The sequence below is a fragment of the Corynebacterium sp. UMB2355A genome, from assembly GCF_033877495.1.
Lineage (GTDB): Bacteria > Actinomycetota > Actinomycetes > Mycobacteriales > Mycobacteriaceae > Corynebacterium > Corynebacterium pseudogenitalium.
On sequence record NZ_CP138855.1, the window covers coordinates 1,021,034 to 1,035,401 of the forward strand.

Annotated in this window: 13 protein-coding genes; 4 read left to right on the top strand and 9 right to left on the bottom strand. The window is 64.3% G+C overall.

What is annotated here, in order from left to right; genetic code table 11:
* Window positions 1-836: 836 nt before the first annotated feature.
* Window positions 837-2,558 (bottom strand): VanW family protein, encoded by a 1,722-nt coding sequence (locus R0V12_RS04790; protein ID WP_399526509.1) that lies wholly within the window; start codon window positions 2,556-2,558, stop codon window positions 837-839.
* The gene (locus R0V12_RS04795; RefSeq protein WP_320072949.1) at window positions 2,509-3,693 is read right to left on the bottom strand and encodes a glycoside hydrolase family 3 N-terminal domain-containing protein; all 1,185 of its coding nucleotides are present in this window, start codon (window positions 3,691-3,693) and stop codon (window positions 2,509-2,511) included. The genes R0V12_RS04790 and R0V12_RS04795 overlap by 50 nt, the downstream gene beginning before the upstream one ends.
* Between R0V12_RS04795 and R0V12_RS04800 the strand changes: the two genes are divergently transcribed.
* From R0V12_RS04800 to R0V12_RS04810, 3 genes are all read left to right on the top strand, one after another.
* Window positions 3,694-3,870: a DUF2613 family protein gene (locus R0V12_RS04800; RefSeq protein ID WP_071565697.1), complete on the top strand. Its 177-nt coding sequence runs from the start codon at window positions 3,694-3,696 to the stop codon at window positions 3,868-3,870.
* A gap of 22 nt (window positions 3,871-3,892) precedes the next feature.
* The gene (locus tag R0V12_RS04805; protein WP_320072950.1) at window positions 3,893-6,811 is read left to right on the top strand and encodes an alpha-(1->3)-arabinofuranosyltransferase domain-containing protein; all 2,919 of its coding nucleotides are present in this window, start codon (window positions 3,893-3,895) and stop codon (window positions 6,809-6,811) included.
* 498 nt (window positions 6,812-7,309) lie between these two features.
* Entirely contained in the window at window positions 7,310-7,582 is a 273-nt protein-coding gene (locus R0V12_RS04810; protein ID WP_070361796.1) for a hypothetical protein, read from the top strand.
* Window positions 7,583-7,824: 242 nt separating this feature from the next.
* On the opposite strand, the gene R0V12_RS04815 is transcribed toward R0V12_RS04810, so the two are convergent.
* From R0V12_RS04815 to R0V12_RS04845, 7 genes are all read right to left on the bottom strand, one after another.
* Window positions 7,825-8,295 carry a hypothetical protein gene (locus R0V12_RS04815; RefSeq protein ID WP_083433200.1) on the bottom strand — a complete coding sequence of 157 codons (471 nt, stop codon included), beginning with the start codon at window positions 8,293-8,295 and terminating at the stop codon, window positions 7,825-7,827.
* 9 nt (window positions 8,296-8,304) lie between these two features.
* The gene (locus tag R0V12_RS04820; RefSeq protein ID WP_311475551.1) at window positions 8,305-9,093 is read right to left on the bottom strand and encodes a trypsin-like serine peptidase; all 789 of its coding nucleotides are present in this window, start codon (window positions 9,091-9,093) and stop codon (window positions 8,305-8,307) included.
* On the bottom strand, window positions 9,059-9,394 hold the full coding sequence (locus tag R0V12_RS04825; RefSeq protein ID WP_311475550.1) for a hypothetical protein: 336 nt from the start codon (window positions 9,392-9,394) through the stop codon (window positions 9,059-9,061). The genes R0V12_RS04820 and R0V12_RS04825 overlap by 35 nt, the downstream gene beginning before the upstream one ends.
* A gap of 222 nt (window positions 9,395-9,616) precedes the next feature.
* On the bottom strand, window positions 9,617-10,342 hold the full coding sequence (locus R0V12_RS04830; RefSeq protein WP_070975618.1) for an ABC transporter ATP-binding protein: 726 nt from the start codon (window positions 10,340-10,342) through the stop codon (window positions 9,617-9,619).
* Between the two features lie 2 nt (window positions 10,343-10,344).
* Window positions 10,345-11,394 (bottom strand): FecCD family ABC transporter permease, encoded by a 1,050-nt coding sequence (locus R0V12_RS04835; protein ID WP_071573041.1) that lies wholly within the window; start codon window positions 11,392-11,394, stop codon window positions 10,345-10,347.
* A 7-nt stretch (window positions 11,395-11,401) separates the two neighbouring features.
* Window positions 11,402-12,586, bottom strand: coding sequence for an ABC transporter substrate-binding protein (locus R0V12_RS04840; RefSeq protein ID WP_311475549.1), 1,185 nt, complete (start codon window positions 12,584-12,586; stop codon window positions 11,402-11,404).
* Between the two features lie 64 nt (window positions 12,587-12,650).
* Window positions 12,651-13,622, bottom strand: a complete 972-nt coding sequence (locus tag R0V12_RS04845; protein ID WP_256008339.1) for an acyltransferase family protein — start codon at window positions 13,620-13,622, stop codon at window positions 12,651-12,653.
* On the opposite strand from R0V12_RS04845, the gene R0V12_RS04850 reads away from it, so the two are divergent.
* On the top strand, window positions 13,623-14,348 hold the full coding sequence (locus tag R0V12_RS04850; protein WP_320072951.1) for a hypothetical protein: 726 nt from the start codon (window positions 13,623-13,625) through the stop codon (window positions 14,346-14,348).
* The last annotated feature ends 20 nt before the right edge of the window (window positions 14,349-14,368 follow it).

The window sequence follows — 14,368 nt, forward strand, 5'->3', positions numbered from 1 at the left end:
ACTCACTTTCTGGGAGGTGTACCTAACCGTGCACATCAACCGATACGAGCATCACCCTTTCAAGGCCATGCTTACCTGTTCACCGGTGCGGAATACCAACCGGATCGTATCCTCGTCTACGATGGCGTGGTCAATGAGTGCGCTCCACTCTACATCTGTAAGAACGAAGGCTCTTGGGCTGGAAGTTTGCTGCGCCCGCGAAATGGGTTCGCACCGATCAAGCACTTCAGGACTGTCCAACACGAACCTGAAGCAAGTCCATCTACTGCTCAAGAGTACGAAACACTCACAGAGTTAATTCTCGAAACGCTCAATCAAGCCGGTATTGAAACACTCCGTGCCCTCCAACCACTAGCTGAAAGCGATGACACCCCCTAACCAGATACCCGCTAACGCAAGCCCACCCGCAGATCCCCTTGGCTTCAAACGGACGCCACCCCCAGTGGGCGTTACAGCGATGACTGCCGGATCGCCGAACCTCCAGCGAAGTAGCGAGCAGTCTCAAAAACAGCTAAATCCCAGCTCAACAGGGGTTTAGTGACTCATGCGGCTTTTATCATTTTCGACGTCTAAGCCTCCACTAACACCCCTTTTGCAGGGGTGTTTACGTTTGCCGTTTTTGAGGTGGGCGGAGACGCGAGTGACAAAAGACGCAACCCGAAAAAGTAGGGTCGACATAACTGCAGGTCACAAAATGGATAGCCAATAAGAGATGCGTCTTTTGTCACTGGCGCAACGGGACGCGCACCAGATTCCGGCGTTTCGGCGAGCGTCCCAGCATTTCGCCCAGGTAGCGCGCCTCGCGGGAGGGAATTTGGCGCACGAGGAACAGGCACCTACCCGCAGCGGACGATGGGCTGCGGGTCGTAGACCGTGGTGGTGGTTTCGCGGCTGAGTTCGTTGCCGGCGAGGTCGGTGATCACGCGGGTGTCGGAGGTGGTGAAGCCGGGGGCGCCGCCGGATGGGGCGCAGTCGGGGCCGGTGACGGTGCGGGGTTGCGGCTGGGTATAGGCCCAGCGCCCGCCGTTGATGGACTGCACGTTGACGGTCTTGACACCGAGGAGGCTGACGGTGATGTTGCCGCCGCCGTAGTTGGTGACAATTTTAACGGGGTGGTTGCTGTCGTTGCGGAAGGCGAGGTCGATGGCGCCTTCGTAGACGGTGGCTTCGCGCCCGGCTGGGTAGCGGGAGATGTAGTAGGAGTGCGGGGTGGATGCGACGTCGGTCATGCCGGCGAAGTAGGCAGCGTTGTAGAGGGTGGTGGCGAACTGGGAGATGCCACCGCCGACGGCGGTGCCGCCTCGTCCGTTGATGATGATGCCGGATTCGACGTAGCCCTGGGCGGTGCCACGGGGGCCGGTGTAGCCGTTGAGGGAGAACGTTTCGCCGGGGTTGACGATGGCGCCGTTGACGGTGTTGGCAACGATGCGGATGTTTTCCCCGGAGGCGCCGGAAAAGCCGCCGGTGGTGAAGGTGCCGACGGTTTCGTTGAAGGTGGCTTGTTCGGCGTCGGCGGTGGTGAAGGTGGCGGGGACGTCTTTGTAGGTGGCGTCCCAGGTGCGGTCGGTGTTGTGGAGGAGGCGGTCGTCGAAACGTTTGAAGGTGGCGTCCCAGTCGACGTTGATGCCGTCGACGGAGGGCTCGATGCCGCCGCTGGTAAGCACGCGGGCGTTCTTGGCCTCTACCTCGGACTCGGCGAGCTGTTCGCCGAGGATGGCGCCGGCTGCTTTGTAGTCGACGACGGGTTTCAGCCCCTCATCGAAGTGGAGGATTTCGCCGATGCGTTCCTTGGGGATCACTGCTGTGACGTCTTCGCGGCCGTTGACGGTGAGTGGCCCGGAGAGGGCGCGGTGGACCGGGCCGTCCATCGCTTCTTTCAGGGCAGATGCGCCGATGCGCGGCGCTATTGGTTTTGGCTCAACGGTGACGCCGTCGGGGTTGAGCCAGTGGGTGGTCAGCTGGGTGCGCAGTGCATCGGCGGGCACGTCTTGGCCGTCTTCGGGGGTGCGTTCGCGAGCGGTGCCGCCTTCGAGGGTGATGGCGGCGTCGATTGGGTCGCGGTGCAGTTCTTTTTGCAGGCGGGTGATTTCGGGGGCGAGTTTCGCGTCGTCGACCGAGGGGACGACGGCCACTTCGTGCTCGCGGATCAGGCCGCTGAGGCGCTCAATCGGGCTTGCGGACTGCAGCCCGGCCGCCTCCACCGTCGCCGAGTAGTCGATGCCGAGCCCGGCGCGCTGCGGCACCACCTCGGCGCGCTCTGGCCCGGAGGTGACGGTGATGGGGTGTGAGGGGGCGTCGCCAAGTTGGGCTTTGAGCTCGGCTTCTGCCTCCTGCGGGGTAAGTCCACCGATGGCGACGCCGCCGACGGTGGTGCCGCGTGGCACGTGGCCGCGGTTGAGCGCCAGGTCGGCGAGGTAGATGGCCAGCAGCACCGCGAGCACGCCCACGGAGAAGCCGATGAAGATCTTTGTTGCCCTATTCACCCGCCCCAGGGTAATCGAGTTTGGGCTATAACCCAACGTCAATGAGTTGTTGTTGGACGCGGGTGGCGGCCTCATTGATGCGGGTCTCGGGGATTTCGCCCTTTTCGACGCCCGCTACGACACCATCGATGATCCGCGCGATGTCGTGACCGGTGGACCAGAGGGCTTGGTCGGCACCTGCGCTGATGGCGAGGCGGACCGCGTCGGGCGTGGGGGCGTATTCGAGGATGCCGCGCATGCCGGAGAGGTCGTCGGTGACGGCGACGCCTTCGAAGGGGACGCCGCCGGGGTAGTCGCCTTCGCGCAGGATGCGGTAGGCCTCCGGGTTGAGGCTGCTGGGCACGCCTTCGGCGCCGAGGCCGGGCACGATCATGTGGCCGACCATGACGCTGGCGCGCGGGAAGCGCTGCAGGAGCTCGCCGTAGGGGACCAGGTCCAAGGCGTGCAGGTCCCCGATGGGTGGCGTGGTGGCGAGCTTCTTGTGGGTGTCGCCGGAGGCGCGGCCGTGCCCTGGGAAGTGTTTGAAGGTGGGGGTGACGCCGGCGTCGAGAAGGCCTTGGGAGAAGAGGGCGGCGATGCGGGCGACTTCGGCGGGGTCGGGGTGGAAGGCGCGGTCCCCGATGATGGGCAGGTCGGCGGCGTCGATGTCGACGACGGGGGCGTAGTCCACGTTGATGCCGTGGGCGCGAAGTGAACGGCCGATGTCGTAGCCGGTGCCCTGGATCACCGCGGGTGTGCCGGCGGCGAGGCGGCCCGGCGCGGGGAAGTCCCCGAGGACGTCGGTGTGGCGCTGGACGCGGCCACCCTCGAAGTCGATGGCGACGGTGAACCCGCGCGGGTACTGCTCGCGCAGCGCATTGATGTCGTGGCCGGGGTCGTCGAGAAGCTTGGGGTCGGCCCAGCTGGGGATGATGAGCCCGCCGACGCCCTGGTCGAGGGCCGCGCGGGCCTGGTCGTAGTTCTTCACTCCGACGACCATCAGGGATGCGACGCGCGCCCGCAGGTCCTCCGGGACGCGCTGCTGAGCAGGCGTTTTGGGGACGATCTCGGTGATCGGCACCGTGTCGGTGGGCAGGAGTGGGATGTGTTCGTGGAGCGGAGCGGGCGTCGCCACCTTGTGGGCCGGCTCGGGCGCGCACCCGGCAAGCACGACGACGAGCCCCGCCGTCACCGCGGCGAGCCCCCATACACGTCTGGTACGCTTTTGCACATGTCAAACCGTACTACCTTGCCTTCCGTTGTGGCTAGCGCCGTCGTCGGTGTTGTGCTCGGCGTGGTGGGCGTGATTGGGGTAGCGGCGTTCTCCGGGCAGAATTCCGTGCCGGTGTCTAACGCCGTCCCGGCAGACGAGGCCGTGCTTGGCGGCCCGGAATATGGCGCGCGCTAAACTCCGCAGCTGCACTCCCCACTTGGTCGCGTGGGTCATCATCGCGCTGATTGTGTGGGCGCAGGCGCCGGGGCAGATCGCCGCGGACACCAAGTTCGACCTCACTACCAACCCTGCCGGGTTCCTCGCGCAGGCGCTGCACGCCTACACGGACCGCTTCACGCTCGGGCAGCTGCAGAACCAGGCGTACGGCTACCTTTTCCCCCAGGGCGCGTTCTTCCTGCTGCCGCTGCCCGCCTGGGTGCTGCAGCGCTGCTGGTGGACGCTACTGGTCGGGTTGGCGTTCTCCGGGACGTACGCGCTGGCCAGACGGCTGGGGATGCGCGGGGTGGCGGGCCCGGCGGTGGCCGGGGCGCTCTACGCGTTCAGCCCGCGCATCCTGACCACGCTGACCGCCATCTCTTCGGAGGCGTGGCCTGTGGCATTGGTGCCGTGGACGCTGCTGCCGCTGCTCGGGGAGCAGCGCCGGGGGCCGCGGCTCGCCGCTGCGCTGCTGCCGGTGGCGTGCATGGGCGCGGTCAACGCGACGGCCACCATCGCAGCCTGCCTACCCGCCCTGCTCGTGCTGTGCGCGCAGCGCCAGTGGCGGGCCGCCGCACTGTGGCCGGTGGGGGCGGTACTGGTCAACGCGTGGTGGCTCGGCCCGCTCGTGGTGCTCGGCCGCTACTCCCCGCCGTTCACCGACTTTATTGAGTCCGCCTCAGTGACCACCGCGTGGCTCAACCCGATCGAGGTCCTGCGCGGCACCACCAGCTGGACCCCCTTCGTCGACGCCGAGCGCGCCGCCGGGCACCTTCTGGTCACCGAGCCGGTGTTCGTGCTGATCACGGCTGGTGTTGCGGCGCTCGGCATCGCGGGGCTGGCCCGGCGCGACATGCCCGCCCGCGGCCCGCTCGTCGCGGTCTTCGCGGTGGGCGTCGGCATGCTGTGTTTCGCGCACGCCCACCCCTCACTTTTCGACGCCCCCCTCGCCGCCTTCCGCAACCTGCACAAGTTCGACCCACTGGTCCGCCTCCCGCTGGTATTGGGGGCCGGGTGGGTGGTGTCCCGGGCGCGCACCCCACAGCTGGTCGGCGCCGTCACGCTGGTGGCGGTCGCGGTGTCCCCGGCGTGGTCGCTACGCCTGTTGCCGCAGGGCACCTGGCAGGAACCATCCGCAGATTGGGTCGCGGCGGCCCGCTGGCTCGACGAACACGCCGCCGCCACCCGCACGCTCGTCGTCCCCGCCGCGCCCTTCGCCCGCCAGACCTGGGGCTGGACGCGCGACGAACCAATCCAGGCACTCAGCCAGGCGCGCTTCGCCGTGCGCGACGCCATCCCCCTCGTCGACCCGGAGGCGATCCGGGGCCTCGACGGCCAGGTGCGCGCCGTGGACTCGGAGGCGCTGCGCGCCATCGGGGTGGGCGTCGTCGTGGTCCGGCACGATTTGGAGGAGGCGGTGGCGTCGACAAGCGTGCCTAATCTTGGCGAGCCGACCGTGCGCTTCGGGGACGTCGATATCTATGCGCTGGAGCCCACGCGCGACATGATGCTGACCAGCGCCACCCCCGTCCGCGTCGACGCCGGCGGCGAGGCCCTGCCCCTGTTGTGGCGCGAGTTCGGCTACTTCCCCGCCACCCTGACCAGCGGCGATGCGGACATCGTGACCGATACCCCGGCGCTGGCGGTGCGCAACTACGGCGCCGTGCAGCGCGCGCAGTCCGCGCACCTGGCCACCGCTTCGGAGGGCAAAGACGTGCGCAACCGGGTGCCAGACTACCCGTCTGCGGGCACACCCGTCGGCGTAGCCATGGCAGGCAGCGCTTCAGCTTCTTCCTCCGCCGCCGACGCCACCGCCTTCGGCGGCGCCCGCGCCTCCCGGTCACTGACCGCCGCATTCGACGGCCTCGACGACACCGCCTGGTGGCCCGCCGCCCAAGACCCCCACCCGTGGCTACGCTTCACCCCCAACGCCGACACCGCCACCATCACCGCCACCGCCAACACAAAAGTGCAGGTCACGGACGCTTCCGGCGAGCGCACGCTCAGCCTCGTCGCCGACCAACCCCGCACCATCAGCGTACGCGGCGAAACCACCCTCACGCTCACCGAACCCGTCGGCATCACCGAAATCGACGCCGGCATCCACCGCATCGTCGACGTCCCCGGCACAGCCGACACCTACTTCTTCCAACGCCTCATGCCCGAAACCACCACACTGCAGCGCGCCTTCACCACCGCCGAAGACGCCGAATGGCACCTCTCCTCCCCCGCCCTTATCGACGGCTCCTCCGCCACCAACACCGTCTTCCTGCCCGCCGGGCGCCACGAATTGGTCACGGACGCCGAAACGATCACGCTGCGGCGCGGGCCTGCGCCTGCTGTTTCTTGGGAGCCGGTTATTGGTGGCGCAGTTGTGCCCGCCGACCAGGACCGCCTGCTCATCACCACCCGCGCGTTCAACCCAGGGCTCCAAGCCAGCCTCGACGGCGAACCCCTCACCGCCCAACGCATCGACGCCGGCCAGCTCGCCTTCCGCATCCCCGCAGGCCACGGTGGCACCCTCACGTTCTCCTTCGCAGGCGAGCGCCCCTACCGCCTCAGCCTATTCGGCGGGGCGGCGCTCAGCCTGGTCACCGCGCTGGTGTTGCTGTGGTTCGCGTGTCGACGCCGGTTTGTTGGCACTCCGGCCCGCCCCATCCCCGGCAGGATGGTGGCAGCGTTGCCGCTGGCAGCCGCGCTGTGCATCAACCCGGTACTCGGGATCGTCAGCGCCATCGGAGTCTGGGCGGTGCGCCGCTTTACCCTCCTGGCCAGACGCTACATTGCCGCCGGCGCCATCACCGTGATGGGACTGTGGCTGGCACGCGCGCCCTGGCCTTCCGCCGGGTACGCCGGCGACGCCGCCCTCATGCTCGTGGCCGGGTGCGTCGCGGTGGCCTGCCTCGCCTGGCCGGACTAGATTTTGGTTGCCCGGCCGCCTGCTGAAAAAGTTCCCGCGCTCGGGAATTTTGGGTTTTCGGCCGGTTCCGGTCGACCGACGTGACGTTTCCCCAGGTCGCGTCGTCTGTCTACGAAGAAAGTTCCCACGACCGCTGCTTCTTCGCACCAGATTCCGGGTTTCCCGCGAGTGCGTTTGCAAACCCCCAGGTCGCGCAAACCTCATGCAGGAATTTGGTGCGCACCCGGCCGCCCCTCGCCTCGCACACTTTTAACACCTCGCCCGGAACGAATTCGAGTGACAGCGCGCCATCTCCTCAGCGCAGTGTCGGGGACATCCCGCTGCTTCTACTTCCCAAGGCGACAAAGTCACTCCATATACAAGCGCTCTGCGATGTGCGGCAGCAATCACTAGAATGATCGCAGTCGGTGCTCACAGCAGAGCTGACAAAAATTGCAGGAATCAAAGACCAGTGCTTTGAGTAGATAGCACGCCCGAGATATTGCGAAAGGTGTCGTTATGTCTGAGAAACTGACGATCATTGGATCATATTTGGCTCTATTCGCGGCGGTACTGGGGCTTCTTTCCGGCCAGTTTCTGCTTGCGACGGTAGTCGCGGCGATTGGCGTGTGGGGGTTGCGGTCGCATAATCGGCGCTCAGCACTCGATGATGTTATTGCTTCTGATCTGCCAATCCCTTCGGCAGCAGAGTTAAAGAGCTATCGGGAGAAGAATCCAGATCTCTCTTTTTCTGAAGCAATCGTTGCTTGGCAGAAGGGTGAATCAGCCTGAATTCTTCGGGTTGCAGGCGATAGCTTTACCGCGTCTTCAGTCCATCACGCCCCAACGATGCTGAAAGCGTGGGATTACAAGCGTGCGATGGGCCCACCGCGGACTAGGCAGGCTAGATGACGATAGCGGAGTACGAGGGGTGAATCTGAGATTTATTGGGCTCCACCCCGTAAATTGGCCCGTTCCCATTAGGGCACGGGCCAAAGAAACGTCGGAAAACTCTCACACAACAGGCGGGTGATCTACCAGTTCTGGAGCAAGCGAGCCCCAAGTGGCGACTGCAACGTCACCTTCATGGAGGCCGTGGAACCGATCAGGATGCACTTATCAGGCGATCCTGGAATATTCCCTTCGTACACTCTAACTTTTACTGATGTCGCGGTCTCCGATGTCTCCGCGCGGTATCCGTAGCAAGTTTCGGTTCCGGCGGGGAAGAACACTCGAATTTCTGTCGGACTAATTACTTGATAGCCTGCCCATTTGACTTGACGCTCATTTTTGAGATCGTTGCGCGCCTCTCGGTCGAAAGGTTTTTGTCGAGTTTTGTGGACGATCCCCATTGCACTGCTGAGTTCGTCGCCGACAGGTGTGGCTGAGACTATTCCTATGGTACTTCCCACTATCGCAAACACAGTTAAAATAACGCCGACCAAATGTACAGTTTGCGCATTCAAACCTGCGTTTATGCCGAATTTAGATAGTATGCCAGACATTCTCACTCCTTACTTCACTGGCCGACTCGCCGTTGAATCAAACATGTCCCAAATCTTGGAGGTTATGATCGGCGAACCGAGATACGACGCACCGTTTTCAGGACCAAACGAACTCACGGAGCGGATATGCCCCAGAGTTCCGTTGAAGTCTTCTAGCCATGCGCCACCGGATGCACCACCGCCAAAGTTGCACCCATATGACATGTAGAAATTGAAGGACGACCAATTTTCGTTTTTCACCGGTACCGTACACCGAAACATAGCGGAACCCAGGAAACGTTTGCGGGGATATCCAATTATGTCAGCTTTGAACGAACCTGCATTTCCGGAGCGCAGTCCATGGCCTCCAACCGCATCGACGAGACGTTTCCCTCTTTCTGAGTTGACAGTGACAAACCCGAAGTCAGAAGCAAACCCACGAGGTGTAGCTCCATAGTTGGCCCAGTCAGTAGTTGTGGTCATAAAATTGGCCTTGAATCTCCCATGGGGTGCAACACCGATCGTATATTCTGGAACGAATACCCAGTTTTTATGAAACTCACCTCCGCTCCCGCTATGAACGCAGTGACCGGCAGTAATTACGGTACTTTTGTTGTCTGAGTTTACGGCAGATGCGGAGCAGACGTGATCTTCATATTGGCCATTGACTTTCTTTGAGAAAAATACTTTTCCATTCGCAGCACCGGAATTGCCGATTCGAGAGTGCGCCTCACTGGCCGTTTGAGATGAGGAGAACGGTTCAATAGGTTCTGATGCTTCTTGTTCACGTTCGTTCTGGCACTTCAGGGGAAACGACAACCTCTTTGCTGTTTGACGTTGCTCGGTCCGCCGCAAATGGCAAGTCGAGGGTTGCATCAACAGGAGTGGCTCTCGACATGCGATCCAGTGTCCAATACTCATCCAGTGTCATCTCCGAGGAAACTGATCTAGTCGACTGATCATTCGGGTTAATTACTCCGACCGTGGTTTCAGCTTCTTCTCCGATGAATGATTCCTGAGCATGGACTGCCACTGGCGCCACAGCCATGGCCAGACAAGCCGATGATGCCAGGACTGTAGCCCGGTTGAAGATCTTTCTGATATGGGAGTTGAGATACATGACAGCTCCTTGAGGTAGGGATGAAGGCTGCGTTCGTATGAGATAAACACATTGGTGTCGATATTATCACGCATGTTACTCTTTTTCAATACTGTGATATGCAACACAATCTGTCTCTGGGGCTGGCATCGAAGTTACATATGCACCCCACCTACGCTGACTCTTGTTGAATGCCTACCCAGAACAGTTCCATACCAAAACGGATCAACCCCCTACCACCCCCTACGCAGGGCAGATGACGGGCGCGCCGGAGACTGGGTCGTACAGGACCCGGGCTTCGATGCCGTAGACCTCTTCGAGGAGTTCGGGGGTGAGTACGTCGAGGGGTTCGCCGTGCGTGACCACGCGGCCGGCTTTCATGACGAGGAGTTCGTCGCAGTAGCGGGCGGCGAGGTTGAGGTCGTGGATTGCGACGACGGCTTGGCGTTCGGTGTCGGCGACGATGTTGCGGATGATGGTGAGCAGGCTGACTTGGTGGTGGAGGTCGAGGGCGGAGGTGGGTTCGTCGAGAAGGAGGAGTTGGGGTTCGCGTACCAGCATCTGGGCGACGCCGACGAGTTGGCGCTGGCCGCCTGACATGTGGCAGACCATCCGGTCGGAGATATGGAGGATGCCGAGGCGGTCCATCATCGCGGCGGTGGCCTCGAGTGGGTTGGTGACGGCGCCTCCGGCTTTTGCGGCGACGACGATGGATTCGAACGCGGTCAGCGACGCGCTGGTCAGCAGGTCTTGGGGGACGTAGCCGACGTCGTGGGGCTCGCAGGTGGTGGTGACGGTGCCGGACGTGGGGGTTTTGAGCCCGGCGATAGTTTTGACCAGGGTGGACTTACCGGCGGCGTTGGGGCCGAGGAGGCCGGTGACGGCGCCGGGGGTGCCCAGGCGAAAGGTCATGTCGTGGAGGATAGGGGTGCGTCCGTAGGCAACGTTGAGGTCTGTGGCGACGATCATGGTTAGTGGCCTGCCTTGCGGTAGCGGGAGAAGATCAGGAAGACGAAGAATGGGACGCCGACGATGGCCGTGATGATGCCGATCGGGATCACCAGGCCTGGTTTGACGGTGATGGAGACGGCGTGCGCGGCGGTGAGCAGCAGCGCGCCGGCCGCGGCGGAGGCGGGGAGGTAGAACTTCTGGTCCTCCCCGACCAACATGCGGGCGATGTGGGGGCCGACCAGTCCGATGAAGCCGATGACACCGGCGAAGGCCACCGAAGCTGCTGCCAGCAGGGATGCCACGATCAGGGTGGTGACGCGCAGGCGGGAGACGTTGATGCCGAGGGAGGCGGCGCGGGCGTCGCCAAGTCGGAGGGCGGTGAGCCGCCAGGCGTTGAACACCACGAACGGGATTGCGGCGGCAAGGAGGACGCCGATGATGCCGTCGGCGAGCCAGGTGGCGCGCTGCATGGAGCCGAGCGTCCAGAAGACGATCTGTTGCAGCGCCTCAAGCGTTGCGCCGTACTGCATGAGCGACAGCAGCGCCTGGAAGAAGAAGGACAGGGCGATGCCGAGCAGGATCATGGTTTCGGCGGCGGCGCCGCGCCACACGGCTGCTGCGGCGACGACGGCCACCGCCACCAGGGCGGCCAGCGCAGCGGCGAGCGCCAGGTTGAACTGGGGGTGCGCGATCAGGTTGATGCCCAGCACGATCGACATCGCGGCGCCGAACGCGGCCGCCGCCGAGATGCCCAGCGTGAACGGCTCCGCGAGCGGGTTGTCCAGGATGGTTTGCATCATCCCGCCCGCAAGTCCCAGGGACGCGCCGATGAGCAGCGCCATCACCGAGGCCGGCAGGCGCAGGTCCCACAGCACCACGGAGGCTTGCTCGGGTGCGGTGTTGGGGTGGAGGAGGGCGTCGAGAAGCTGGGAGGCGCTGAGGTTGATCGGGCCGACCACCGTGGCAACGACGAAGCTGATGAACGCGACGAGCAGCAGCGCGCTAATCGCGATGAGTTTGCGTCGTCCTCGCTGGTGGTAGGCGCGGATCGCCTGATCTTGCTGGTTCATGGTTCCCCTACTGCTGTGCCTGGGCGAAGAACGCGCCGGAGTAGTCGAATGGCAGCCAGTCGGCGTGGAACTGTTCGAAGTCCTTTGCCGGGTCCATGTCAGCGAAGGCTTCTGGGTGCAGCCACTTCGCGAACGCCTCAAGTGCGAACACGTTGTACGGGTTGTCGTAGAACTGGTGGTAGACGGCGAAGTACTTGCCCTGCTTCGGTGCCTGCAGCAGGTCCAGGCCCGGAGTGCCCAGCGGGTTATTCAGGGTTTCGGCGGCGCGCTGCGGGCTGGACTGGTAGCCGAGCTCGACGTGGCTGAAGGTGTCCGGCTGGTCGGGCTTGCGTGCCCACTCGCCGCCGGTGACGATGAGGTTTTCGGGCTGCAGCTCGATCATCTTCTCAGCGCTGAACTGCTTAGAGTCGGCGGTGATGAGCTGTTCGCCCAGGTTGTTGCCGCCCGCGGCGGTGAGCAGCTGGCCGAGGTTCGCCTTGCCGGGGGTACTGCAGCAGTCAACGAAGCCCGCGGCGGACCAGATCAGGCCGTCTTTCTCTCCGTCCTTTGCGACGGCCTCTTCGACCCGACCCTTGATCTCTTCGACCTTCGATTCGTAGAACTCGCCGTATTCCTTGGCGCGTTCCGACTTGCCCAGCAGGTCGCCGAGCAGCTGCACGGAGCTGACGGTGTGCTCGAGTGGGGACTGGCGGAAGTCGGTGAAGACGTACTTCATGCCGGTCTGGTCCATCTTTTCCAGGAGGCCGGATTCCTCGGCGACTTTCTTCTGGTCGAGCGTCATCACGACGACGTCCGGCTCCTGCGCCATGAGGGTCTCCAGGGAGACGTCGCCCTTGCCGATGTTGCCGATCTCCTGCGCCTTCATGGCGCCCTCGCTGATTTCGAAGACCTTGTCCTTGAACGCCGGGGCGGCCTTGGTCAGGTCGTTGCCGTAGGCCACGACGTGGTCGAAGGGGTCCCCGCCGAGCAGCGCGGTGGCGAAGACGCCACGGCCCTCGCCGAGGACGATGCGCTCCGGCGCGTGGTCGAAGGTGACTTCGCGGCCGGTGACGTCGGTGACGGTCAGCGCCTTGTCCGCCGGGGTCGGCTCGGCGGATGGGGTGGTGTCGGCGCTGTCGCCCGAGCACGCGGCGAGTGAGGCGGCCGCGCACAGTGCGACGGCGCCGGTCATTGCTTTACGCAGGATGTTCACAGTGGTTTCCTTGCCGTATTACGATTGTTCCAATAGAGCGGAATAACAATATGCCAGGCAAGCCTTACCTAACAACTCCCGCGCGGAGTTGGTGCACCCCCTTCGCCCCCGGCACCTCCACCCACGAGTAGGACAGATAGCTCACCACCAGGCTCAACAGCACCGTCAGGGTGAGGACGGGGACGAAGTGGGCGTCGAAAAGCCCTACCCCCAAGATTGGGAACACGAAGTAGAGCACCGCCATGTGCCACAAAAACAGCGAGTAGGACCACCGGCCCAGCAGCTGCGCCGAGCGCGTGCACAGCGCGGTGCCGTGCAGGCGCGGCGCGAGCGCGAACGGCACGATCCAAAGCGCCGCGAACAGCGCGCCGAGCAGCACGCGGACGTTGAACTCAGCAGCACTCGGGTGCTCCAAACCCGCAGGCCCAAGCACCCCGCCCGCCCACGCGACAGGCAACGACAACGCCGGAAACACCCAGCGCAGCCCCGGCACCTGCAGCCGCCACGTGTGCCCGGCGCGCTCCACCTCCGCACACAGCAAGCCCACCGCGAACCACGGCGCAAAGGAGATCGGCCAAATCTGCAGGTTCAGCTCCCCCGGCGTCTGCTCCGGGCTGGGGATCAGGTGCGGCCACACCAGGGCGGCCGCCACCGCCACCGCCAGCACCACGGCGCGGCCCCGGCGCCCGCACACCAGGTACGCAGGCAGGACCAGGTAGAACGCCACCTCGACACAGAGGGACCAGTGCTGGGTGAGGCCGTCGATAAGCCCGCCGGGAACATAGAGCTGCGTAAGCGTCAGGTTGGCCAGAAGCGGGCCAGCACGCACCCCCGCGAGCGGTGGCAACGTCACCACGATGATCGCCACGGACACTAGGTACGCAGGCACAATGCGGGCGACGCGACGCCAGTAGTACTCGCGCGCCGGGCGGGGCTCGCCGCGCGCCAGCAAAAACGCCGACAGCGCGAAGAAGACGGCCACGAAGTAGTCGAAGCGCGCGAGCACCGGCGAGTCAGTGGCCGTCTGGAACGCCACGTGCGTCACCACAATGCCGAGCGCCGCGATACCGCGCAGGCCCGCCAGTTCCGGGAGTACGTTAATGTTTCTGATGTGGACATTGTAAGCAAACGGCGCCTGGGCATCTGCGCCGCCATCATCGCGGTGTGCGTGGCGCTGAACTTCCTGTCCCCGCTCATCATCAACCACCAGCGGGTGCTCGCCCCCACCGAAAGCACCCTCCTTTTCGACGGCCCCTCCGCCCTCACCCGCACCCTCCTCATCACGGAGGGTCCCTCGGAGGAGCACCCGAAGAAGAAGGCGCTGACGATGTCCGCCACCGTCCGCGACGACGGCGCCGTCATCGCCGAGGACTCCTTTGAGGTCAACCCAGCCTCCGCCTACCCCACCAGCGGGCGCCAGGGACTCGGCTACGTTCTGCCGTACAACCCGGAGCGCCGCTCCTACCCGTTCTACGACCCGCTTGCGGACCTCGTCGTCCCTCTCGACTACCTCGGCGCCGGCTGGGTCGCCGCCTGGAAACCTACAGGTACACCGCCACCATCGACGTGCCCGAGTACCACGCCGAGCGCACCATCGACGTCGAGCGCCGCACCGGCCGCCTCCTCGACGAGTCGTGGACCATCACGCGCGGCCCGCTGCAGGGCCTCTACACGCTCAGCGACGAGTCCAAGGCCACCGCGGCCTCCGCCGCACTTCACGACGTCCACATCCTCAAATCCCTCCAGGTCATGGCGTTTGTAACCCGCCTGGTGAGCGCGCTC